Here is a 24761-nt window from a genome sequence, read left to right as displayed (position 1 = left end):
TTACTCAGTTACTTTTTAAAAAATCAATAATTTGCTTGCAGGCAGTTCCATCACCATACGGGTTATGCGCCTCTGCCATTTGCTGATACAGCGCTGCATTTTCAATAAGATCTGTCACCGATTGTTCAATGACTGCAGCATCTGTACCTACTAATTTTACTGTTCCAGCTTCTACAGCTTCTGGGCGTTCCGTTGTATCACGCATAACCAATACCGGTTTGCCTAATGACGGCGCTTCTTCCTGAATACCGCCAGAATCCGTCAAAATTAAATAACTGCGATTCATTAAATATACAAATGGCAAATAATCCTGAGGCGCAATTAAATGAATATTGGAAATGCCGGACAGTAATTCATTTACAGGCTTTTGTACATTCGGATTTAAATGCACTGGATATACAATCTGCACATCTGAATATTTTTGAGCGATATTCGCCAATGCCTGGCAAATATTTAAAAAACCTTGACCAAAGTTTTCGCGGCGGTGTCCAGTAACTAAAATCAGCTTTTTGTCTGCATCTAAAAAACTGAATTGCGTATTAAAATCTGCAATAATTTTATGATCTGTTTCAACTTTTTCTTTGACTTTTAATAATGCATCAATCACCGTATTTCCTGTAATTGTAATACTTACAGGATTAATATTTTCTTTAATTAAATTATTATAAGATGACTGTGTCGGTGCAAAATGATAGTTTGCCAAAGCGCCTGTTAATTTACGGTTTGCTTCCTCAGGCCATGGTGAATAAATATCCCCCGTACGCAAGCCTGCCTCAACATGCCCAATTTTTACTTTATGATAATACGCCGCCAAAGAAGCGGCAAAAGTCGTTGCAGTATCTCCATGCACCAAAACAACATCTGGCATCCACTCTGCAAATACGGCTTCTAAGCCTTTTAAAACGCCAGAGGTCACATCAGAAAGTGTTTGACCAGGCTTCATCAAATTTAAATCAAAATCCGGCTTTAAATTAAAAAGCTCTAATACCTGATCTAACATTTGACGGTGCTGACCAGTTACGCACACTTTTGTGTCAAAATCCGGCTGCTGCTGTAATTGTAATGCTAAAGGAGCCATTTTAATTGCTTCCGGCCGTGTTCCAAAAACCAGGAGAACTTTTTGCACGTCAAATCCTTATCTAAAATTATAGTAAATGAATTAAGCGACCGAGATTCTACCAATATTATTAATTTTATTAAACACAATATTAAGCCTCATTATTAATTCTGCTTAATATACACATTTTATTACATTTCATTTATTGAAAAGAATATCTTGAAATTTCAGCAGATATTTTCAAAAAACAATACTAATATTAACTATCTAAATCAATAGCTTATGAATTTTTAAATCCAGAAACATATTTCAATAATATAGAAATTAATGCCTCTTTATTCTTTCCATCCAAACATAATCTTTCTAATTCATTAAATGTATTCATAACTTCAGCAAAAGAATAAAAAACTTCAAACGACTTTAAAATCCGTTCATGATCCGTTTTTTCTACATTATCTGCATCAATTAATAACTCTTCATACAGTTTTTCACCCGGCCTTAGCCCTGTAAACTGAATGGCAATATCCCCTGTTCCTTGATCATCAACAGGATAGAACCCGCTTAAACGAATCATCTGCTTCGCTAAATCAACAATTTTAACCGGCTCGCCCATATCCAGTAAAAACACATCGCCGCCTGTACCCATTGCGCCCGCCTGAATCACCAGCTGCGCCGCTTCAGGTATGGTCATAAAGTAACGCGTCACATCAGGATGAGTCACCGTTACAGGGCCGCCTTTGGCAATCTGCTTTTTAAATAAAGGCACGACGGACCCCGAAGACCCCAGCACATTGCCAAAACGCACGATGCTGATTTGGGTTTTAGGCTGTGTAGAAGCCAATCCTTGACAGTACAGCTCCGCCATGCGCTTAGATGCGCCCATGATATTGGTCGGGCGCACCGCTTTATCCGTAGAAATCAGAACAAAAGTTTCAACATTTTGATTGACTGCCGCATCGACACTGCGCGCTGTACCAATGGATGTATTATAAATGCCCTCAAATGGATTCGCCTCGACCAAAGGGACATGCTTATACGCCGCTGCATGGTAAACAGTCTGTACTGCATACTGCTGCAATATACGTTCCAATTTTTGCTGATTTGTGACCGAACCCAATACAGGAACCACCTGAATGCCTTTGTCTTGCAATTCGCGGTCAATCGAATACAGGGCAAACTCAGACATCTCAAACAGCACCAGCATTTTTGGCTGATGCTTGACAATCTGACGACAAAGCTCAGAGCCAATTGACCCCCCTGCCCCTGTGACCATCACCACTTTATTTTTAATATTCTTTTCAAGCAATTCAGGCTTAGGCGGAACTGGATCACGGCCCAGCAAGTCAATAATATCCACTTCCTTAATATCAGATACACTGACTTGACCATCCACCAGCTGCGTCACGCCTGGCAGTTCCATGATTTTGACATCAGCGGATTCAAAAGACTCAATAATGTCTTTCTTCCGGGCACGGCCAACGGAAGGCATCGCCAATAAAATTTCTTCTATGCCAAAGCTGCCGAGTTTATTCGCTGCGCGTTTAGGCGGGTAAATTTTCAATCCGCTTAAAGACTGGCCATGCAGCGAAGCTTTATCATCGATGAAGCATACAGGCAAATAATCGTCTGAGCGCTTTAAGGCTTCTGCAATCTGCTGTCCGGCCAAGCCTGCGCCATAAATGGCAACCCGCTTGCGGTTCTGCCTTTTCGCAAAAGTTCTGAGCGTGGCATAACGTATCACCGCACGGCTCCACCACATCCATGAAAACAGCACAAAACCGTACATGAGCGGAATACTCATGGGAATAAAGGCCAGATCCAGCTTTTTAATGGCATATAAGCCAACAATTTGGATGAATACCGCAATGGAAATGCGCAGCAGATAATCTTCGTTAAACGAGCGCACAATGGCGCTGTAAACACTTAATAAAGCAAAAACCGCAACGCCAAAAAAACCGACATAGATGTACCAAAAATCCAGCCCTTGCATGACCGGAACATTGGGCTTGGCTAGGCGAATGGCATACACCAGCCACATCATCAGCGGCAAGACACAAAGATCCATCACCGCCAGAACAATTTGTTTTTGGCGGCGCGGCAAAGATGCGATTAATCGAATTAAGTCTTTCACAAAGGGCTCGAAGGGAGTTTGAGTGACATCAAAGCGCAATTATACGCCATCAGCATTTGATATACGCGTAATTACGGTTTGAATAGCATCAACAGTTTTCGTCAAGCTGCCATTGCTTAAAGTCGGATGAACCAAAAACATTAAACTGGTTTCGCCCATATGCTGCGCATTTTTCAGACGCTCTGCCGGACGCCAGGGCGTATTGTCAAAGGCATGCTCTAAATAAACTTCAGAACACGATCCGCTAAAGCAGGGCACGCCTAAAGCAGAAATTTCATTCATCATGCGGTCACGCGACCACCCTTCCGGCAGCTGCTCCGTATTCACCTGCACATAGCACTTATATGCAGCATGCATGTATTCTTCAGTAGGCTGATACACCGTTACATAAGGCGTATTTTCAAACGCTTTATAAATTCGCTGCATGTTTTCATTGCGGACTTTGGTCCATTCAGCCATCTTTTTCAGCTGCATGCGGCCAATGACAGCCTGCATTTCCATCATGCGCCAGTTGGTGCCAAAAGAATCATGCAGCCAGCGGAATCCCGGCGGATGCTGTTTGTTGTAAATGCTGTCAAAGTTTTTACCGTGGTCTTTATAAGACCACATTTTTTTCCACAGCGCTTCGTCATGGGTTGTAACCATACCGCCTTCGCCGCCCGTGGTCATGATTTTATCCTGACAAAAAGACCATGCGCCAATATGCCCAATAGAACCCGCAGACTTGCCTTTGTATTTTGCGCCATGCGCCTGCGCGCAATCTTCAATCACGTAAATGCCTTTTTCTTCAGCCAGCTGCATGATTGGATCCATATCGCACATCCAGCCCGCTAAATGCACACAGATAATGGCTTTGGTGTTCGGCGTTAAAACGGCTTCAATGGTCCGTGCAGAAATATTCTGAGAGTCCAATTCCACATCGGCAAATACAGGGTTCGCGCCAGCCGTCACAATCGAGCTGGCAGATGCCAAAAAAGTGCGGGAGGTGACAATCACATCATCGCCAGCGCCAATGCCTAAAGCTTTTAATGCGGCATCCAATGCCACAGTGCCGTTGGCCAAAGCCACTGCATATTCTGTCTCTGCAAATGCAGCAAATTCTTTTTCAAATTCACGGCATTCCTGACCCGTCCAATAGTTCACCTTATTCGACAGCAATACTTGAGAAACAGCATCAGCTTCTTCTTGCGTAAAGCTTGGCCATGGTTCAAATGCAGTGTTTAACATATTCAATTCCTAGATAAGATTTTAAAAATCTTTATTTCTTCTCTAAAATTCGGGCAGGATTGCCGACCACCGTCACGCCTGCAGGAACATTTTTCGTCACCACCGCGCCCATGCCAATCACAGCGCCTTTGCCGATAACTAGCGGCTTGCCTGGCGCGCCCTGCTTAATCACCGCGCCTGCGCCAATATAAGCATGGTCTTCAATATGAATATTGCCATTGCACTTTACGCCTGGGGCAAATGTCACATAATCGCCAATGACACAGTCATGTTCAACATAGCTGTATAAGTTGGCATGAAAACATTTACCAATTTTGATATTGGAGGTAATGGTGACAAAAGGGCTCAATGCAGCGCCGGCTCCAACAGAGACATCATCCATAGTGACGGTATTATTTGCCTTAATTGACCAAAGTGCAATTTGGTCCAGTTCCAGTTTATTTGCCAGCATTTCACGGATTTTACCGTTTGCGATGGCAATTAAAACAAATTTATTTTCCGCTGCGATCTGTTTAAAATCATCATAATTTAAGGCGCGATGACCATTCACCACTGCCGGCGCTTTTAGACTATCATCAATAAAAACGATCTCAGCCTTTATCTTCAATCTCGCCAACTGTTCCCTGGCGACAGGCATCAAACTGCGTCCGCAACCGGATGCACCATAAATTGCATACAGTTCAGTCATGGTGCTGATCCTGCTTTGTGCCCTTAAACTTAGTCATGGTGGCCTCGCCTTCAGCACTGATATCTTCTTTTGCAATCACTTTCTGAACGGTCTTCAGCATGATTTTAAAATCCAGCGCCGTGGACTGATTTTCGACATACCATGTGTCCAGCTTGAATTTTTCTTCCCAGCCAATGGCATTGCGGCCGTTCACTTGCGCATGGCCAGTCATTCCAGGACGCACATTGTGGCGCTTTGCCTGCTCTTCATTATACAAAGGCAGATATTCCATCAAGAGCGGACGCGGGCCAACCACACTCATATCGCCTTTGATCACATTCCACAGTTCAGGCATTTCATCCAAACTGCTGGAACGCAGCATTTTGCCGAATGGCGTTAACCGCTCGCTGTCCGGCAGCGGGTTTCCTTGCGCATCCGCCGCATCTTTCATGGTGCGGAATTTGATCATTTCAAAGGGCTTGCCATTTAAGCCCGGACGCACTTGCCGGAACAGCACCGGTGAGCCTAAATTCTTCTTCACCTTATAAGCAACAAAAGCATAGAGCGGCGACAGCAGAATAAGCGCAATTGAAGCAATGACGATGTCTAATAAACGTTTAAGCATTTAGATTAATCCCATTTCCGTCATCATATGTTTATTCACTTCATGCACATCATACTTAGTCAAAGCAATTTCCCTGGAGCGTTGACCCATTTTTTCAGCAAGTTCAGGATCATCAATAAACTTACGCATGGCCTCAACCAAACTCTCAACAGATTTGACAGGAACTAAATAGCCATTTTCCCCATCCACAACAGTTTCACGGCATCCTGGCGCATCTGTGGTAATAATTGCGCGGCCCATTGCCATGGCCTCTAAAACCGTACGCGGCGTGCCTTCACGGTATGAAGGCAGCACATATATAGAACTCTCGGCAATTGCAGGACGGACATCCGACAATTTACCCCAATAATTGATGGTCTTATCGGCCACCCACTGATCCAGCTCTTGCTGAGAAATGGCAGCGGGATTTTCATCAATCCAGCCCACCAAATGAAATTCCACTTCAGGATTTGACTGTTTAATGATTGCCGCTGCGGCCGCAAATTCCCTGACACCTTTATCACCCAATAAACGGGCAATCAGCAAAAAAGAAATTCTAATTTGATGGGTATTATCTAAGGGCAAAGGCACAAGATTAAAATCTGAAACATTCACACCAGACCCATTTACTACAATAGCTGGGGTCGCCTGAGTGATTAAATTCAGCTGTTTAAAAAGCGCCAAGTCATCAGGATTTTGAAAAAATGCTTTGGAACTGCGGACAAGCGCTTGCCGGTACAAACCATGCACCAGCTTTTGAAAAATACTGCGGCCGCCTTCGGCTTCTACATTTTGAAATGCATAGCCCAAGCCTGTAATTAATGCGAACCTCTGCGGAACTTTAGCCAGCCATGCGGCAAGAGTTCCGTAAATAACCGGTTTGATCGTATAGGCAAGCACATAATCCGGCTTTATTTTTGTAATTATTGCACGCATAGCCCAAAGTGTTTTCAAGTCCGCTATCGGATTCGTGCCTGTTCGCTGCATAGGTATTGCATGCACACAATAGCCAAAATTTTCCAGCTTCTTATGCTCTGCGGCAAACTGCTCTAAATCTGGCGACAAGATATGAATTTCAAAGCCTTGCGCATGTATAGCCTCTAACAACTTTCCACGGAAATTTAAAACTGAAGGAAGGTAGCTAGAAATTATACAAAAAACCATTTTACATGCACCATAAAATCTAAATTAATGACTTCTACCCCTCAGATTATAAGCCGTTACAGATGACAAAATCCAAATAATACATCGAATAAAAAGAGAAACCGTCCAGCCATTGTGAGCATCTAAAGTATAGAGTTATGCTGAAGGCTATTTATTTTATTAAAATAGATATGACAATCAATCATATAGCAAAAAAAGCCTGCATGACTTTACACAGACAGGCCCGCATCAGCCCTTTCATAGCTGCAAACTGCAATTCCATGCTTTGAAAGCGGCGGCACACGGGGAATGCTGAATAATAAAAAGGGGAAATAAAAGAAGTATCAACAAATGTTAAAAACACCCCAGCAAGCATCTAAAAATAATTTAGCTATAGGATTAATGCTGCTGAAAATTCATTTACCAGCATTACCCTGATAAAGATTTAACCATTGAGCTAAAATATATTTCCAATCAAAACTTTCCGCTTTTGGGTAGATCCAATTTTTCTGCTCACTATGCAATGAGTTTTCTATCATTTGGGCAAGCGCTTCAGGTTTTCCTATTTCGACCAAATTGGATTGAAGCAATTCAACAGCGCCATCCGTTGCAGTTGCTGCAATTGGACGCTCACATAACATAGCTTCCAGTATTGCAAGCCCAAATCCTTCCCATGCCGATGAAGAAACAAATACATCACTAGCATTTAAAAGCGCTGTAATATCATTTCTGATTCCAAGAAATTGCAGGCGATTTTCTATGCCCAAGACATTTGCCAAATTTTCCATTTCTTGTTTTTTCGGACCATCGCCTACGATTAATAAAAATGCATTTTTTTCTTTTTCCGCAACAATCTTAAATGCTTTTAATAAGGTTGGATAATCTTTTGGAGTATCTATTCGTCCAATCGTCATAATGATTTTTGCATCATCAGCAATTTTCAGCTGCTGGCGGGTGCTTGCCCTTAAATCCGGATCATATTTATAGCGGTTTGAATCGATGCCATTATAAACGGTCATGATTTTTTTATTTTTTACCGCGCCTGCCTGCATTAAGGCCCTTGAAGCATTATCGCTTACATTGGTATGCACATCGCATAAATTTTCCGTCAAGGCGTAAGTGGCCATGCGCAGCCGCCCCCCTTCAAAATTGGAATGAGAGCTGCAAATAACCCGAACGCTTTTTCTGAAAAGTTTAACCAAACGCGCCATAATATTGGCATGGAACATGTGCGCATGAATGACATCAGGCTGCACCTGATCTACCAGCTTCAGCAATGAATAGAGTGACTTAAAAGCCGAAATTCCAGAACTCAGCGAGACTTTATACAGCTTAATATTTTGATGAACTGGCCTTCTTACGATGTCTCCAGTGAAATAAACCAGACAGACTTCCTGACCGGATTCATATAATTTATCCGCAAGTTCACACACAACTTTTTCTGCCCCCCCCATTCCTAAACCAGTAATCAGCAACATCACTTTCATTTTTGCTTACCTTTTAAATGGAAGAAAATCATCGAAAATGCAAGTAGGCACTGAAAAATATAGCTGATAATCAATGTATAAATTCCACCGGTCAGTCCATACTGTGGAATATACAAGTATGAAACGAACAGCGTTAAAATTAATAAGGCTGAAAATAAGTATACCTGCTGCTTGATAATGCCTATTGCTGTCAACGTATAACCCAATACAGTAGATAGATAAAGCGCCAGGCCCGCGCACATGATTAAGATTAATTCTTTTTCATAAACAGCATATGCATTTCCATAGATTAAATTTAAAATGTATTCGCCTAAGATTACACTTGCAATAATCGCGAGGACACCGAGTCCCCCCGCAATTGCTAAAGCGGTCATTAAATATTTCTTAAAATCAGCTATGTTTGTATTCCAGGCGCCGGTAATTTTAGGGCTAAGATACTGGCAAATAGAATTAATAAAAATACTGCCGACAATGATGAAATAACTCAGCACAGTAAAAATACCGACAGATTCAATTCCAGAATATTTATTTAAAAACAATCTGGGAATTGTACTTTGCAGTGTCACAATCCCCAAAGAGACTCCCATAGGAATAGCAGAGCGGAGAATGCTGAGGTTTAAATTAAAAGAATGAATTTCCTTGGTTTTTAGTATATATAAATTATCTAAAAATACCCAAACAAGAAAATAAACGCTTAAAAACAAAACTAAAGAGGTGTGAAAGTCAAAATAATACAGCCCTGAAAAAACAGCTATAACAGAAAATAAACCTTTCACAAACAATGATTTGCTTATTAATTTTGTTTTATCATGAGCATTGTAGTAAGCATAGATGATATCTGAATATGACTCAAAAAACTTCAGCAGGCTTACCAGCAGCAAAACCCAAAAGGATAGATGAGAAGCCAATCCCCAAATTAAACAGCAAATCAACGCTAAAAAAGAAGCGATTATTCTTAAATAATAAAATTGCGAATATGCATATTTTTTCTGGCTATTTACATCCAAAATATACAAAGGCCTCAGCTGTAAATTGCTAATCGCAAATAATGGCGCCGCGATGGCCAAGGCCAATGAATATTGCCCCAAATTGTCCTGACTGGTTAACCGGGCGAATAGAATTAAAATAACCCACTGAGAAAAGGCAAATACAAAATTTCCGCCAATAAGCCATTTTGCCTTTCCCAGCAAGTTTTTTACTTCTTTCATCTTATTTATGCAAATTTAACATACCAAGGCATAGCAATTTTAATGCCCTGCTTGATATTAAAATCAGGCTTAAAGTGCAAATATTTCTCTATTTTTTCTATGCTTGCTTGTGAGTGGCGGACATCACCCGCGCGAAACTCTCTATAAACGGGGTCTTTTAAATACACTATCCCATTTTCATTTAATGCAGATTTAATCTCATTGAATAATTCATTCAATGTGGTCCGATCTCCGACCGCAACATTGTATACCTGATCTTTCGCATCATCTGAAGCTGTTGCTGCCAAAATATTTGCTTGCACAGTGTTATCAATAAAGCAGAAATCACGACTTGTTTCACCATCACCATTAATAAACACATCATCGCCGGCAATCATGGCTGCCGTCCATTTTGGAATTACCGCGGCATAAGCCCCATTTGGATCTTGACGTTTGCCAAAGACATTAAAGTAGCGCAGGCCAATAGTTTTAAAACCGTATGTACGCGCAAAAACACTTGCATACAGTTCATTCACGTATTTCGTCACAGCATAAGGTGACAGCGGATTGCCAATGTTTTCTTCCACTTTCGGCAATGCAGGATGATCCCCATAGGTCGAACTGCTGGCCGCATAGGTAAAGCTTTTCACCTCGGCATCACGCGCCGCTGTCAGCATATTCAGAAAACCGCTGATATTGGTTTCATTGGTGGCGATAGGATCTGCAATTGAACGCGGCACAGAACCCAATGCAGCCTCATGCAGCACATAATCCACCCCGGCGCAGGCTTTTTGGCAAGTGTCAAACTGACGGATATCGCCTTCAATGAATTTGAATTTCGCCCATTGCTCTTTCGACACCAAGCCTTGAACTTCATCCAGATTATATTGATGGCCTGTCGCAAAGTTATCCAGACCGACAACCTTTTGATTCAACTTCAGCAAGGTTTCAAGCAAATTTGAACCAATAAAGCCTGCTACGCCTGTCACGAGCCACGTTTTAGGAGCTTGCTGCAACTGCATGCAGACGGTTTCAAAAGTATTCATGATCTTTCCTTTCACCGCGCTTATAAACGGATATCTGATTCAGCCTCTGACAGGACATATTTCAGGTCATACAGCACATGTTCAGCCTTGCCCAAAGCGCGGATTTCTGCCGCGCCCATCGCTTTAAACTGCTCATGCGCAACCGCTAAAATCACAGCATCATATTGGCCTTGCTCAACCGTTTGAATCGGCTGAATGCCGTACTCATGCTCCGCTTCAGCCGCATCCACCCAAGGGTCATGCACATCTACATTGACATGATATTCTTTCAGTTCATTCACAATATCGATAATGCGGGTATTGCGGATATCTGGGCAGTTTTCTTTAAAGCTTAAGCCTAAAATCAAGACTTTGGCATCTTCAACCTGAATGCGTTTTTTCAGCATGGCTTTGACCAGCTGGGTCACCACATAAGCGCCCATGCCGTCATTTAAACGGCGGCCCGCTAAAATAATTTCCGGGTTATAGCCTATGGCCTGCGCTTTATGGGTTAAATAGTACGGGTCAACGCCAATACAGTGACCGCCCACCAAACCGGGACGGAACGGCAGAAAATTCCATTTTGTGCCGGCAGCATTTAACACGGCTTCAGTATCAATGCCCATTTTATTAAAAATCAGCGCTAGCTCATTGATTAAAGCAATATTGACATCACGCTGCGTGTTCTCAATCACTTTCGCCGCTTCTGCAACTTTAATGCTGGCCGCTTTATGCGTGCCTGCTTCAATAATCAAGTTGTAAACTTGATCGACATATTCGGCAACTTCTGGCGTTGAGCCAGATGTGATTTTCAGAATATTGGTGACTCGGTGCAATTTATCACCGGGATTGATCCGCTCAGGGCTGTAGCCTGCATAAAAATCTTGATTGAAGCTAAGTCCTGAGTTTTTTTCTAAAACAGGAATACACACTTCTTCTGTCGCGCCAGGATAGACGGTTGACTCATAAACCACGATATCGCCTTTTTTCAGCACTTTAGCAATGCTCTCTGAGGCTTTGACCAAAGGGCTTAAATCAGGCTGTTTATATTCATCAATTGGCGTTGGCACGGTCACAATGAAAAAATTGCAGCCGCTCAGCTGCTGCAAATCAGTGGTATAGCTTAAAAAAGCCGCTTGTTTTAATTCTTCTGGAGATACTTCTAAAGTATGGTCCTGTCCGCTTTGCAACTCATCAATGCGTTTTTGATGGATATCAAAGCCAACCACTGGCACCTGTTTTCCAAACTCGACCGCTAACGGCAAACCAACATAACCTAGCCCAATAATTGCTATTTTCAGTTCAGATAGTTGTAACATATAAAGCCTGTGCCATCGATGTATTGTGATTCATCGTTACGTTGTAAAGAGCCTTATAATATAGCAGAAATCAGATCTAAATGATGTTGTAAAATATTATGAAAATTCAAACTCCCGAACCCTGCAAACTGTTGAAATCCGCCAAAGAATGAGAACCCGGCAGATTCATTATATTCAAGCCGATCAATTAATGATGAAGCGCTTTGTACAAAACCATTCTAAAATACATACTTCCTCAAAAGTTTAGAAAGCGCGGCAAATATTTCAAATCAATCTAAACACCGGCTTCATCAATACAGACCGTGCAATCTGAATGGCATCCGCTGCTCAATCCATCCAAAATAAATGACCAGCTGAAGTATAATTGCAGCTCATGTCACATAATTTATACAAGAAGGCAAACAGTTTAATTCATTATCTAGGAGGTAAAAAATCCAAGCATCCGGCACAAATACAATAACCACCGCTTTTAAGGCCATCCTGATTGAGCACAGCAGATATCCACTCCACTGCCTGCACAAAAACCACACTTAATGTATTATTTTTATTAATATTTTTAAATTCAAACATTCAATCAACTTTATAATACTGGCTTATTTAGAGGATTCACCGCATTTTGAATCAAGCCTGATTTCATCAACCTCTAAATAGTTCACATTATTTTTCAATAAGGCTATGAATAAACAGTTTAACTATTTTTTGATACATAATTAAACCAGTACAAGCTGTATACTTAAAATGTGTGCGAATCAGCGGCATCTTATGGTATATTCCACAACAATGCTGGTATAAAATCATACCGTTTTAAATTTATATTTTGGGTATATTCAGCCTAATTAAGCAACTTATTATTTTTATAAAACAGGATTTCGAGTGAGTTACTACCGTTACAGCATTATGTTGGCATTAAGTCTAGGAATGACGGGCTGCGCCATAACTTCAGGCCTGCAGACCTATGATTTGCCCAGTGAAGGTGTTTACCAAACTGACTTAGGAACTCAAGTCAACGTAGTCCAGCTTACTCAGGAGAGCTTAGCGGCTGTGCAGCCAGCTCAAATCAATCAGCAAAGTTATGCCAATTTATTTCATGCTGGACATAAAAATTACCGCTTAAGCTCTGGCGATATCTTATCCATTTATTTATGGGCCTATCCGGAAATCACCCCGCCAACCAATACAATAAGCAACGAAGAAGCCATTAAATCCAACGGCTACCAGATTGATCAGCAAGGCTATATTCAATTTCCGGTTATCGGCCGTTATAAGGCTGCCGGCAAAACTTTAAATCAAGTCAATCAGGAATTGCGCAGCCAACTCTCACGCTACCTTAAAACACCAGACGTAGTTGCGCGGGTTTTATCATATCAAGGGCAGCGTTTTTCGGTTCAAGGCAACGTCATGAAAGGCGGGCAATTTTCGTTAAGTGATCAGCCTATCAGTATTTATAGCGCTTTAGGCATGGCGGGCGGCGTCAATACCCAATATGGCGATAACACCTCCATCACTTTAGTGCGCCAAGGGCAAACCTATAACCTGAACAGTATTGAGCTGGAAAAGGCTGGCTATTCTCTGCATAATTTGCTGATTCAGCCGAATGACACGATTTACGTCAATTCCCGGGAAAATCAAAAAGTTTATGTCATGGGCGAATCCGGCAAAAACCAGTCTCTGCCGATGCGCGACCAAGGCATGACTTTGAGCGATGCTTTAGGTGAAAGTTTAGGTTTGAACCCATTATCTGCCAGCCGCGGAAAAATTTATGTGGTGCGCAGCAGTCCAAGCAACCCGATGACTGAAATTTATCATTTGAATCTCACCAGCATTGGCGATTTTGGCCTTGCCAATCAGTTCAAGCTGCGCAGCAACGATATTATTTATGTAGATGCTTCAGGCTTGGCACGCTGGCAGCGGATTATCAACCAAGTGATTCCATTTTCCAACATAATTTATAATATGGACCGTTTGGGACAATAATGCAGATTAATAATATTTTAGTGGTGTGCATTGGCAATATTTGCAGAAGCCCCATGGCGGAATACTTTTTCAAACAGGAATATCCCGCTTTGCGCATTCATTCCGCTGGAATCTCCGGACTTACTGGCCATTCAGCAGATGAAAAAGCGCAGCTGTGCATGCAACGCTTAGGCATTGACATGTCTGGACACGTTGCACGCAAGCTGAACGCAGAATTAATTAAACAGGCAGATTTGATTTTGGTCATGAGTCAAAATCAGCAAAAGCACATCGAACAAGCTTGGCCCTTTGCGAAAGGCAAGACTTTCCGCCTCGGGCACTGGCAAGGCAAGAATGTGGCTGATCCCTATCGGCATGATCAATCTGTATTTGATGAGACCTGTCAGCTGATTCAGCAGTATGCTGCAGACTGGAAAAAACATATTTAACTGAATTTGAACTACGATTATGAGCCAAAATACCAATACTGAAGATACAATTGACTTAAAAGAACTGTTTTTTTCTTTAATCGCGCAATGGAAGCTGATTGCGCTTTGCGTCATCTTAAGTTTAGTGTGCGCACTGCTGTATCTTAGAGCAACGCCAGATACTTATGCAGTCAATGCATTGGTTCAAGTCGAAGAAAGCAAAGGCGCTTCAGCAGCCTTATTGGGTGATCTGTCCAGCATGATTGATCAAAAGCAGCCCGCTCAAGCCGAAATCGAAATCTTAAAATCACGCTTGGTCTTAGGCACCGTCATTCAAAATCTGAATTTAGATTTGAAAATTTCCGGTACGCAAAATTCTTTTACAGACCGTTTATTTGCGCCGCATGACTACAGCACAGAGTATCTGTCAAAATCTGTTGTGTTTAAAGATGACGAAAAAACATTTGAAGTGCGTAAATTTATTGTTCCGGCAGCCTATCGGGATAAACAGCTGGAACTGCATTTTGCAGGCAATAAGCTCAATATAATTGATCCGAAAACTGATCAGACTGTATTTAGCGGCAGCATCAATGCCAATAATCAGTTGCAAACTCCGCAAGGCCTATGGCAAGTCTCGATTTTCAGCCAAGATCAATTCAAAGATGCTTACTTAATTAAAAAACAGTCCTTGCCTGCAGCTGTTGATAGTATTTTAGACAGCTTTTCTGTTGCTGAAAAAGGCAAAATGACCGGCGTGCTGGGTTTAAATTATCAAGGCCAAGATAAACAGCACATCACCAAAGTATTGAATTCAATATTGGCCGCCTACAGCCAGCAAAATATTGAACGCCGTTCGGCTGAAAGCGCGCAGACCTTGAAGTTCCTGGATGAACAATTGCCGGATCTGAAAAAACAGCTGGATGTTGCAGAACGTGAATTCAACAAATTCCGTCAGCAATACAATACGGTTGATGTCACCAAAGAGTCTGAACTGTATTTGACCCAAAGCGTTACTTTAGAAACGCAAAAAGCCGAACTGGAACAGAAAGTCGCAGAAGCAGGCGCGAAATATACCAGTGAGCATCCGGTGATGCAGCAAATGAATGCCCAGCTGACGGCATTAAATAAGAAAATCGGCGAACTGGAAGGCACCTTAAAACAGCTGCCTGACTTGCAGCGCCGCTATTTGCAGCTGTACCGCGAAGTGGAAGTTAAAACCCAGCTGTATACCGCCCTGCTGAACTCTTATCAGCAACTGCGCATTGCCAAAGCAGGCGAAATCGGCAATGTCCGTGTCGTCGATACGGCGGTTGAGCCGATTGAACCGATTGCGCCCAAAAAATTGCAGATTTTAATTCTGTCTATTTTTCTCGGCGGCTTCTTAGGCACCTTGCTGGCCTTGCTGCGCAATATGATGCGTTCCGGCATTAAAGATTCTACCCAAATTGAAAATGAGCTGGACCTGCCTGTTTATGCCACTGTGCCGCGTTCACCGGTGCAAGAAAGCCGCATAAAATTGCTGAAAAAGAAAAAATATATTCCTGTACTTGCGGTTAAAAATGGCGATGACATTGCCATTGAAAGCCTGCGCAGCATGCGTACCGCCATTCACTTTGCCTTAAGCGCAGCGAAAAATAATATCATTATGATTTCTGGCCCTGCGCCGGAAGTCGGCAAGTCGTTTATTTCAACCAACCTGGCCGCCATTCTAGCGCAAAGCGCTAAACGTGTGCTCATCATTGATGCAGACATGCGCCGCGGCTATTTGCACAAATACTTCAACACCGATAATCAGCCAGGCCTTGCTGATTATCTGAATGGCTTTCAGGAACTGGACGCCATTATTAAGCCAACGGAAATTGCGGGCTTAAGCGTCATTACCCGCGGCAAAAATCCGACAAACCCATCAGAGCTGCTCAGTTCAGCAAAATTTGCAGCCCTGCTGGAACAGCTGACGCCAATGTTTGACCATATCATTATTGATACTCCGCCAGTGCTTGCCGTGACTGACGGCATTATCATTTCACAATATACAGGCGTGAACCTCGTAATTGCCCGTTATGCGAAAACACAGATGAAAGAGCTGGAACTTACCGTCAACCGCTTTGAACAAGTGGGCGTGAAAGTCAACGGCATCATTCTGAATGACATTCAGCGCGCGGCCGGCGGTTATGGATATGGCTACGGCTATAACTATTCTTATGGCTACAAGGCGGCCAAAGAACAGGATTAATTGTTTTTCAATCCAAAAAGCCAGTGCCGACACTGGCTTTTTGAGTTTTTAAAGGATAAATTCAATAAGCGCCTTTTTCGCATTATTGTATGAAAAATGTTTTATATATTCAGTATTTTATAGAATAATACCCTAAAGATGTCTATGATAATTTTCTGGGCTGCAGTCACTTTAGAAAACTGCTGCTGAGAAAAGTCTGCTAAAATTTTGGCAACTTTTTACATATAAAATAATTGTGGGAAAATTTATGAGTAAGGCCCTACCCATTGCTGTCGCTGTTCTTCTAGGCGGTGCTGCGCTTGTTCCAGTTTATTATGCAACTCAAAAGCCTGCTGTGCAGGCAGCGACTTCCACTCAGCCCCCTGCAAATGCGTCAGCAGTAGAAAAGATCAGCTATGCTTTGGGCTACGAAGTTGCGCACCAGACACCGCCTGAACTCAACATTGACAGTTTTGTTACCGGTGTCCGCGCCGGCCATGCGCGCGCTCAGCCAGCCTATACCGAAGAAGAACTGCAGCAGGCCTATGTTCAGTTCCAGCAGGAAATGCAGCAAAAGCAGCTGGATCAGACAAAGCAAGCGAAAACCAGCAGTGATTCTTTTCTGACTGAGAATGCGAAAAAGCCTGGCGTGATAACAACAGCATCCGGCCTGCAGTATAAAATCACGCAGGAAGGCACAGGCAAACAGCCGGCTGCAAATTCTGTGGTGACGGTGCATTATAAAGGCCAGCTGGTGGACGGCAAAGTCTTTGACAGCTCGATTGCGCGCGGCGAACCGATTGAATTCCCGCTGAACCAGGTGATTCCAGGCTGGACTGAAGGCCTTCAGCTGATGAAGGAAGGCGGCAAAGCCACACTGTATATTCCATCTAATTTGGGCTACGGTGAGCAAGGCGTACCGGGAACGATTCCGCCAAACAGCACTTTAATATTTGATGTTGAACTGATTAAAGTGAAATAACAAAAATTTTAAGGAGAGCTGGCTACGCTCTCCTTTCTTTATTTTTTGAGATGCCTATGAAAATTCAGATGACCCTGCTCTGCCTTGCACTATGCGCCAGCAGTACCTTTGCCAAAGAGATTAACAACAAAAGCAGCATATCAGAACAAGTCGGCTACAGCTTCGGCTACAGTTTCGGCCGCAGCAATGCAGACGCCATGAAAGATATGGATGTGAATGCATTTATTGAAGGCTTGAAAACAGCGACTCAAGGCAAAAATGCATCTCTCAGCGATGAAGAAATAACCCGCGTATTGACTCAGTATAAAAAACAGTCTGAAGCAAAACAGCTGATTGAACTCAAGCAGAAAGCCGAGCAGAATGCAAAAATCGGCGCCGCTTTTTTAGCAGAGAATGCAAAAAAAGCGGATGTGAAAGTGACTAAATCCGGCCTGCAGTATCAGGTATTGAAAGAAGGCCAAGGCAAATCCCCAAAGGTGAACTCTACTGTAAAAGTAGACTATGAAGGCCGCTTGATTGACGGCACGGTTTTTGACAGCTCTATTGCGCGCAATCAGCCGGCAAGCTTCCAAGTCAGCCAAGTGATCCAAGGCTGGACCGAAGGCCTTCAGCTGATGAAAGAAGGCGCCAAATACCGCTTTTTTATTCCTGCCAATTTAGCATATGGGCAAATCGGTTCAGGTGATGCTATTGAGCCTAACAGCACTCTTATTTTTGATGTTGAGCTGATTGAAATCGCCGCCAAATAAATCATTACAATTTTTTCAGCATGCAGCGCTTTAATGCGCTGTATGCTTTTATCCGCACCGCTGATGTACTCTTTAGCGTATTTTTATCTTTTTTTCATTTCGCCTGCTGCCGGTGAATATACATCCTTTTTCTTAATCATTATTAATAAAATCAGATTATTATGCTTTAATCATGGCATTGGCCATCAAACAGGGAGCGATAATATGGCACTGAAAATTAAAACACGCGAAATTGAATATACTGCTGCCGACGGCGCCAAACTGATCGGCTATTTTGCAGCGCCTGAAACTGATGCTGCCGTGCCGGGAGTGATTGTCGCGCCTGAATGGTGGGGCCGCAATGAATATACAGAGCAGCGCGCACGCGAATTGGCTGAACATGGCTATGCAGCCTTGGCCATCGATATGTATGGCGGTAAAAAAGTTACCACTGCGGTCAGTGACGCCTCCGCATGGATGATGCAGACTTTCGAAGACCCTGAAACTATTGTTGTCCGCGCGGCGGCTGGATTAAACACTTTGGCGCAGCAGCAAGAAGTCAATGCAAATAAGCTTGCGGCGATCGGCTTCTGCTATGGCGGCAAAGTGGTCCTGGACTTAGCCCGCTCAGGCGCTGATTTGCGCGCTGTTGCAACCTTCCATGCCGCATTGGCGCCAAAAGCTCCGGCTCAGGAAGGCAAAGTTAAAGCGGAAATTTTAGTAATGCACGGCGAGCTGGACAGCATGGTCACCTTAGACGATGTCGCAGCCTTCCGTCAGGAAATGCATGCAGCCAAAGTCGAGCACGAAGTGATTGTTTTTGAAAATGCAAAGCATGGCTTCAGCAATCCATTGGCCGACGAGCGCGCCAAAGCCAACGGTGTGGATTTAGGCTATAACGCAGCTGCGGAAAAAGGCAGTCTGGATGCAATGTATGCGCTGCTGGACCGCCAGCTGAAAAGCAAAGAATAAGCAAAACGCTGCGTGAATTAAAATTGAATACTGATTTGGAGGATTGAACAATGACTGACAGCAACTGCCCTTACTGCAATTATGATGAATATGACGCAATTGCAAAAAATGACTTTGGTGCCATCTTGCCAGAACCTCACAGCCTGTCAAAAGGCCATTGCGTCATTATTCCCTTGCGCCATGTCCGCTCTTTTTTTGACATTACCGATAAAGAGCGGAAAAGCCTGATGGCTTTACTGGAACAAGCCCGCAATGAACTGAATCTGCTCCATCATCCTACAGGCTTCCATATTGGTTTCAATGACGGCACAGTGTTTGGAGAATCCACTGAGCATTTGCATATTCATATTATTCCGCGCTATGAAAATCAGGCCTTAACGCTGGATGAGCGCTGGGGCATGGCAGGCTGAAAATTCCTGCATGTCAAAAAGGATCTTCGGATCCTTTTTTTGTCCGCCTTAAGCAGATTTCATTATTCTGCAGATGCGGAAAATTCCTGAAAAGATTCCATGTATACTGAGGCAGTTTTTCTGTTTGCTGTTCACTTTTATGTTTGTATTTTCAGATGCCCTGCTGTCTTGGTTCGATGTTCATGGCCGCCATGATCTGCCATGGCAAGTGGCAGATGATCCTTATAAAGTCTGGGTATCTGAAATTATGCTGCAGCAGACCCAAGTCAAAACTGTACTGCAATACTTCAAGCGTTTTATCGAACGCTTCCCAACGGTTGAAGCTTTAGGGACAGCATCATGGGATGAGGTTGCGCCCTACTGGGCAGGCCTGGGCTACTATGCCCGCGCACGCAATCTGCATAAAGCCGCAGGGGTCGTGGCGCGCCAGGGGCATTTTCCTGAAACCTTGGAACAATGGATAGAACTGCCGGGCATTGGCCCATCCACTGCAGGCGCACTGATGTCTTTAGGATTGCGTCAGTACGGCGTTATTATGGACGGCAATGTCAAACGCGTACTCGCGCGTTTTTTCGCCATCGAAGATGATCTGTCTAAACCCGTACATGAACGCAGCATGTGGCAACTGGCCGCTGAACTTTGTCCAACTGAACGCAACCATGACTATACCCAAGCCATCATGGATTTGGGGGCAACCGTGTGTACCCCGAAAAAACCGCTGTGTTTATACTGCCCAATGCAGCAGCACTGTAAGGCCCATGCACAGGGGCTAGAAACTGAATTGCCTTTTAAAAAGCCCAAAAAAGCTGTGCCTGTGAAGTCTGCCCAAGTTTTGGTGCTGCGCCATCACAATCAGTGGCTGTGGCAGCAGCGCCCGAATAGCGGGCTGTGGGGCGGTTTATGGTGTTTACCTATTTTTGAAAACCGTGATGAACTCACGCAGCTGTGCCAAAGCCTAGGGCTGAAACAAGTCTCGCAACGCGCTGGAATTTCACATAGTTTCACCCATTTCACTTGGCAGCTTGAAGCGCTTTGCTTTGAGGCGGATGCCGATCAGCTCGAACATTTCAGTATAGAACTGGCCAGCACATGGCTAGACATACAAAACGTCACAGAAATGGGCATCCCAACCGCGATGAAAAAATTGATCTCGGCAATTCAACTGTGACATAGTCAGGTAATCCATTGGGTTTAACCTGACACTTTAAAATTAGATCACTGAAAGAATAAAGGATTGTCCGTGCGCTATTGTTTGCCCCGCCTTTCTGCGCTTGCCAGTTTAAGTTTTGTGCTTCTGCTGCTCGCAGCTTGCCGCACCGCGCCGCCTGCGCCAAGCGGAAGCCCGCTGCCTGCCTCAAAAGTCCAGCAGCTGAAAAATATGCGTTTAGCTCAGCAGCTGCCTGTCCCCGTTCAGGGCATTAAGCGTCATGGACTCAAAGATACTTGGGGCGCTTCACGCAGCCAAGGCCGCGCGCATGAAGGCATTGACATCTTGGCTCCACGTGGAACAAAAGTATACAGCGCTACAGACGGGCTGATTGCTGACTTACGCAATAACAATTTGGGTGGTAAAGTGATCTGGGTCATGGGGCCTGCGGGATCATGGCATTACTATGCGCATTTAGACAGCCACAAGCACGGCCTGAATGTCGGCGACACAGTCAAGAAAGGCGATCTGATCGGCTACGTCGGCAATACCGGCAATGCGCGCAGCACCGCGCCGCACTTGCATTACGGGATTTACCTGAATGGCAAAGGCCGCGGCGCAGTCAACCCCTTCCCTTATTTACGCTAATTGTTAGGAATTATTCATGTCAGAAGCATTGATCAACCGTCTAGTCGAATTTGCTGAATCAGGCAATCAGCAGAAAATTGTCTTAGCCGGACAAAGCTATCAAGGCTGGATTATGGAAATTACTGAAGAAGCCTTATTAATCAGCACCGGCTATGCCGATAAATCCGGTAAAGACGTCTGGATTCAGTTTACAGACCTGGATCAGGCCGAATTATCCTACTGGGACAATCAAGGCAGTCAATGGGCTGAATTTAAGCTCTAAGGCCCTGCCGCTTTATAATTTAGGAGGATTCGAATGACTGTGCAGCGCTGCGGCTGGTGTTCCAATGACCCGCTCTATATTGCTTACCATGATCATGAGTGGGGTCAGCCGCTGCATGATGAAAAACAGCTATTCGCGATGCTCTGCCTCGAAGGCCAGCAAGCCGGGCTGTCTTGGATTACCGTCCTGAAAAAGCGCGAACATTATCACCGCCAGTTTTTCCAACATTCCATCGAGCAGATTGCGGCTTTCAGTGATATAGACTTAGCCGAGAAAGTCCAAGATGCAGGCTTAATTCGCCATATCGGAAAGCTGACCGCCATTCGTGACAATGCGGTTGCATGGCAAGCGCTGAAACAGCAAGGCATCAACCCTGTCGAGTGGCTCTGGAACTTTGTCGAGCAGCACGCCATCAACAATGATGTCCCAGACTACCGCACAGCGCCTGCGCAGACGCTTCAAAGCCAAAATATGTCAAAAAATCTGAAAAAACAGGGCTTTAAATTTGTCGGACCCACCACCTGCTATGCCTTTATGCAAGCGGTGGGCATGGTCAATGACCATGAAAACAGCTGCCATTTTAAATAAAAGCACATAAAAACAGGTAAATAAGGATATAAGATATGACGGATAACACCATTCGCGCTTATGCGGCGATGCAGGCGGGCGCAGCTTTGCAGCCCTATCAATTCGATGCAGGCGAACTGCAGCCGCATCAGGTCGAAGTCAAAGTCGAATACTGCGGCTTGTGCCATTCCGATGTTTCGGTGATTAACAATGAATGGAACTCTTCGGTCTATCCGGTTGTCGCTGGCCATGAAATTATCGGCACCATCCGCCGCTTAGGCTCCGAAGCCAAAGGGCTTAAACTTGGACAGCGCGTCGGTATTGGCTGGACAGCAGAAAGCTGCCAGCACTGTGACCCCTGTGTATCGGGCCAGCAGGTGCTCTGTACTGGCGGATCAACAGCAACCATCGTCGGCCATGCTGGCGGCTTTGCCGACAAAGTCCGCGCAGGCTGGCAGTGGATTATTCCTTTGCCTGAAGAGCTGGACCCTGAGTCCGCAGGTCCTTTATTGTGCGGCGGCATTACCGTTTTTGATCCGATTTTAAAACACCAAATTCAAGCCATTCACCATGTCGGAGTGATTGGCATTGGCGGTTTAGGGCATATCGCGATTAAGCTGCTCAAGGCATGGGGCTGTGAAATTACTGCGTTCACCTCGAACCTCGACAAAACTGAAGAGCTCAAGGCCATGGGCGCAGACCATGTGGTGAATAGCCGTGATGTGGATGCGCTTAAAACCCAGCGGGGCAAGTTTGATCTAATCCTCAGCACCGTGAATGTCCCGCTCAATTGGCCGGCCTATATCAGTACACTGGCGCCGAATGGCACAATCCATCTGCTAGGCTTGCCTCTGGAACCCATCAAGCTGAATGCAGGCAGCCTAATCGGCGGAGCCAAGTCCATCACGGGTTCGCCGACAGGCTCACCTGCAGCATTGCGTCAGCTGCTCAAATTCGCTGCACGCAAAAACATTGCGCCGCAAATCGAACTGTATCCCATGTCACAGTTGAATGAAGCCATCGAGCGCCTGCATTCAGGGCAAGCCCGCTACCGTGTGGTGCTGAAAGCGGATTTTTAAAACGGCTGGCATGTGCACAGCATAAAAAGCCTGCTGCTAAACAGGCTTTTTATGCGCCGTTATTCAGGATGCATTCACCTGCACAGCTGTTGAGAGCCCATGCTTCACCCAATGCGCCAGCTGCAATATGGCCTGCTGAATTTCTGCCGAGAGTTCATGGCCGGCATTCAGGCGAATGCAGTTGTTATAGCGCCGGTCCTCCCCAAACAGCAGTCCAGGCACAATATTGATGCCTTGCTGCAGCGCGTGATAGTACAGCGCCAAACCGTCCACGTGCTCAGGAAACTGCAGCCATAAAGCATAACTGCCCTGAGGATGATTGATCCTCACCGCCACACCTGCAAAAGCCTGCACAATAAACTGCCGGTACTGTTCCACCTGCTTCATGAGTTTCGGGCGCAGCTGGCTCAAATGCTGGCGGTATGCCCGGCTGTAAATTAAATCCGCCAGCCCCAGCTGCAAAGGCGTATTGACGGAAATATTCTGAATAATCAATTTGGCATGCAAATGTTTCAGCTGCGGCGGTATGCAGAACCAGCCTACGCGGTAAGAGGGAGATAAGGATTTTGAGACCGAACCGCAATAAACCACATAGCCCTGCTGGTCCCAATACTGAATGGGCAGAGGCCGCGCTGCACTGAAGCTGCACTCAGCGTAGATATCATCTTCAATCACATGGCATTGATATTTGGCCGCCAGCTGCGCAATCTTTTGCTTTTCCGCGTTGCTGAGGCAAAAGCCCAGCGGGTTTTGAAAATTAGCCGTCAGCAGGCAAAGTTTTGCGCCTGAATGCTGCATGGCCTGTTCCAGCCGCTCCAAGTCAAAGCCTTCGGTATCTGCAGGAATTTCAATAATTTTACGTTTCAGCAAAGCCAGCAGCTGCAGCTGGCCATTATAATTGGGCGTCGGAACAATAATGCTGTCCCCTTCCGCGCTTAAGCTTTGGATCATGACCGACAGTGCCGGCATGCAGCCATTGCTGACATAAATCTGCTCTGGGGCAATATGAAAGCCGTCTTCAGACCAATGCGCCGACAGCGCTTCACGCAGCCGCACATGCCCCTGCCGGTCACTGTATAAAAAATCTTCGGGCTTGCAGTACTTCAAGGCGCGCTGTATCGAACGGCTCAGCGCCTTAGAAGGAACAAGGTTGGGAGAAAGCTGGATCGAGCCTAAATGGATCAGCTTGCTGTCAATCGCGGCTTCATGGATCTGAATTTGCAGTTCCAAATTGGAAATTTCACGAACTTTGGGCTGAAAATCCGGATGCTCAGGCACCGCAATTTCACGGCCAGGCGCCTGCTCCTGCACAAAATAGCCGGACTTTTCTTTAACGTAAATCAAGCCATTGGCTTCCAGCAATTCATAGCAGCTTTTTGCTGTATTCAAACTGATCCGCTGCTGCGCTGCAAACTGGCGCAAAGAACTGAGGCGCTGATCTGCACTCAGTTCCCCGGTATAAATTTTCTGTGTAATTTGCTGCGCCAGCAGCTGGTACTGAAAGGCCATGCTGTACCCATTTTTTA

The 24761-nt window shown here is 44.6% G+C and carries 23 protein-coding genes; 12 read left to right on the top strand and 11 right to left on the bottom strand.

Annotated elements, in window-relative coordinates; all coding sequences use genetic code 11:
- Positions 1-4 precede the first annotated feature (4 nt).
- The 10 genes from wecB to tviB form a co-directional block, all read right to left on the bottom strand.
- Positions 5-1126, bottom strand: a complete 1122-nt coding sequence (wecB, locus tag JZ784_RS15070; RefSeq protein ID WP_346315424.1) for a UDP-N-acetylglucosamine 2-epimerase (non-hydrolyzing) — start codon at positions 1124-1126, stop codon at positions 5-7.
- A 211-nt stretch (positions 1127-1337) separates the two neighbouring features.
- Positions 1338-3188 (bottom strand): nucleoside-diphosphate sugar epimerase/dehydratase, encoded by a 1851-nt coding sequence (locus tag JZ784_RS15065; RefSeq protein WP_346315423.1) that lies wholly within the window; start codon positions 3186-3188, stop codon positions 1338-1340.
- 39 nt (positions 3189-3227) lie between these two features.
- A complete protein-coding gene (locus tag JZ784_RS15060) occupies positions 3228-4415 on the bottom strand; it encodes a DegT/DnrJ/EryC1/StrS aminotransferase family protein (RefSeq protein ID WP_346315422.1) in 1188 nt (395 codons plus the stop codon).
- 31 nt (positions 4416-4446) lie between these two features.
- Entirely contained in the window at positions 4447-5103 is a 657-nt protein-coding gene (locus JZ784_RS15055; protein WP_346315421.1) for a NeuD/PglB/VioB family sugar acetyltransferase, read from the bottom strand.
- Positions 5096-5707: a sugar transferase gene (locus JZ784_RS15050; protein ID WP_346315420.1), complete on the bottom strand. Its 612-nt coding sequence runs from the start codon at positions 5705-5707 to the stop codon at positions 5096-5098. Before JZ784_RS15050 ends, JZ784_RS15055 begins: the two co-directional genes overlap by 8 nt.
- Positions 5708-6850: a glycosyltransferase family 4 protein gene (locus tag JZ784_RS15045; RefSeq protein ID WP_346315419.1), complete on the bottom strand. Its 1143-nt coding sequence runs from the start codon at positions 6848-6850 to the stop codon at positions 5708-5710.
- A 395-nt stretch (positions 6851-7245) separates the two neighbouring features.
- Complete coding sequence (locus tag JZ784_RS15040; protein ID WP_346315418.1) at positions 7246-8316, bottom strand: glycosyltransferase; 1071 nt, start codon at positions 8314-8316, stop codon at positions 7246-7248.
- A complete protein-coding gene (locus tag JZ784_RS15035) occupies positions 8313-9524 on the bottom strand; it encodes an oligosaccharide flippase family protein (RefSeq protein ID WP_346315417.1) in 1212 nt (403 codons plus the stop codon). The genes JZ784_RS15040 and JZ784_RS15035 overlap by 4 nt, the downstream gene beginning before the upstream one ends.
- A 5-nt stretch (positions 9525-9529) precedes the next feature.
- Positions 9530-10549 (bottom strand): NAD-dependent epimerase/dehydratase family protein, encoded by a 1020-nt coding sequence (locus JZ784_RS15030; RefSeq protein ID WP_346315416.1) that lies wholly within the window; start codon positions 10547-10549, stop codon positions 9530-9532.
- Positions 10550-10569: 20 nt separating this feature from the next.
- On the bottom strand, positions 10570-11847 hold the full coding sequence (gene tviB / locus JZ784_RS15025; RefSeq protein ID WP_005012260.1) for a Vi polysaccharide biosynthesis UDP-N-acetylglucosamine C-6 dehydrogenase TviB: 1278 nt from the start codon (positions 11845-11847) through the stop codon (positions 10570-10572).
- 873 nt (positions 11848-12720) lie between these two features.
- Here tviB and JZ784_RS15020 point away from each other — a divergent pair.
- The 12 genes from JZ784_RS15020 to JZ784_RS14965 all read left to right on the top strand — a co-directional run bounded on the left by JZ784_RS15020 (position 12721) and on the right by JZ784_RS14965 (position 23235).
- On the top strand, positions 12721-13821 hold the full coding sequence (locus JZ784_RS15020; RefSeq protein WP_346315415.1) for a polysaccharide biosynthesis/export family protein: 1101 nt from the start codon (positions 12721-12723) through the stop codon (positions 13819-13821).
- The gene (locus JZ784_RS15015; RefSeq protein WP_005012263.1) at positions 13821-14249 is read left to right on the top strand and encodes a low molecular weight protein-tyrosine-phosphatase; all 429 of its coding nucleotides are present in this window, start codon (positions 13821-13823) and stop codon (positions 14247-14249) included. Before JZ784_RS15020 ends, JZ784_RS15015 begins: the two co-directional genes overlap by 1 nt.
- Before the next feature lie 19 nt (positions 14250-14268).
- The gene (locus tag JZ784_RS15010; protein ID WP_346315414.1) at positions 14269-16461 is read left to right on the top strand and encodes a polysaccharide biosynthesis tyrosine autokinase; all 2193 of its coding nucleotides are present in this window, start codon (positions 14269-14271) and stop codon (positions 16459-16461) included.
- Positions 16462-16708: 247 nt separating this feature from the next.
- Complete coding sequence (locus JZ784_RS15005) at positions 16709-17422, top strand: FKBP-type peptidyl-prolyl cis-trans isomerase (RefSeq protein ID WP_346315413.1); 714 nt, start codon at positions 16709-16711, stop codon at positions 17420-17422.
- Between the two features lie 56 nt (positions 17423-17478).
- Positions 17479-18171 carry an FKBP-type peptidyl-prolyl cis-trans isomerase gene (locus JZ784_RS15000; RefSeq protein ID WP_005012266.1) on the top strand — a complete coding sequence of 231 codons (693 nt, stop codon included), beginning with the start codon at positions 17479-17481 and terminating at the stop codon, positions 18169-18171.
- A 204-nt stretch (positions 18172-18375) separates the two neighbouring features.
- Positions 18376-19122, top strand: a complete 747-nt coding sequence (locus JZ784_RS14995; protein ID WP_346315412.1) for a dienelactone hydrolase family protein — start codon at positions 18376-18378, stop codon at positions 19120-19122.
- 50 nt (positions 19123-19172) lie between these two features.
- A complete protein-coding gene (locus JZ784_RS14990; RefSeq protein WP_130145391.1) occupies positions 19173-19532 on the top strand; it encodes an HIT family protein in 360 nt (119 codons plus the stop codon).
- A 139-nt stretch (positions 19533-19671) separates the two neighbouring features.
- Positions 19672-20700, top strand: a complete 1029-nt coding sequence (gene mutY, locus JZ784_RS14985) for an A/G-specific adenine glycosylase (protein ID WP_346315411.1) — start codon at positions 19672-19674, stop codon at positions 20698-20700.
- Positions 20701-20784: 84 nt separating this feature from the next.
- Positions 20785-21327, top strand: coding sequence for a M23 family metallopeptidase (locus JZ784_RS14980; protein ID WP_026253473.1), 543 nt, complete (start codon positions 20785-20787; stop codon positions 21325-21327).
- 16 nt (positions 21328-21343) lie between these two features.
- The gene (locus tag JZ784_RS14975) at positions 21344-21589 is read left to right on the top strand and encodes a hypothetical protein (protein ID WP_005012281.1); all 246 of its coding nucleotides are present in this window, start codon (positions 21344-21346) and stop codon (positions 21587-21589) included.
- 33 nt (positions 21590-21622) lie between these two features.
- Positions 21623-22177, top strand: coding sequence for a DNA-3-methyladenine glycosylase I (locus JZ784_RS14970; protein ID WP_346315410.1), 555 nt, complete (start codon positions 21623-21625; stop codon positions 22175-22177).
- 35 nt (positions 22178-22212) lie between these two features.
- Entirely contained in the window at positions 22213-23235 is a 1023-nt protein-coding gene (locus JZ784_RS14965; RefSeq protein WP_346315409.1) for an NAD(P)-dependent alcohol dehydrogenase, read from the top strand.
- A gap of 63 nt (positions 23236-23298) precedes the next feature.
- Here the strand turns inward: JZ784_RS14965 and JZ784_RS14960 are convergent, their stop codons facing one another.
- Complete coding sequence (locus tag JZ784_RS14960; RefSeq protein WP_346315408.1) at positions 23299-24744, bottom strand: PLP-dependent aminotransferase family protein; 1446 nt, start codon at positions 24742-24744, stop codon at positions 23299-23301.
- Between the last annotated feature and the right edge of the window lie 17 nt (positions 24745-24761).

Origin of the sequence: Acinetobacter sp. CWB-B33 (assembly GCF_039655955.1) — a bacterium.
GTDB classification, from domain to species: Bacteria; Pseudomonadota; Gammaproteobacteria; order Pseudomonadales; family Moraxellaceae; genus Acinetobacter; species Acinetobacter bouvetii.
Note: the sequence above shows the minus strand (reverse complement) of the source record. Positions and strands in the feature narration are given on the sequence as shown.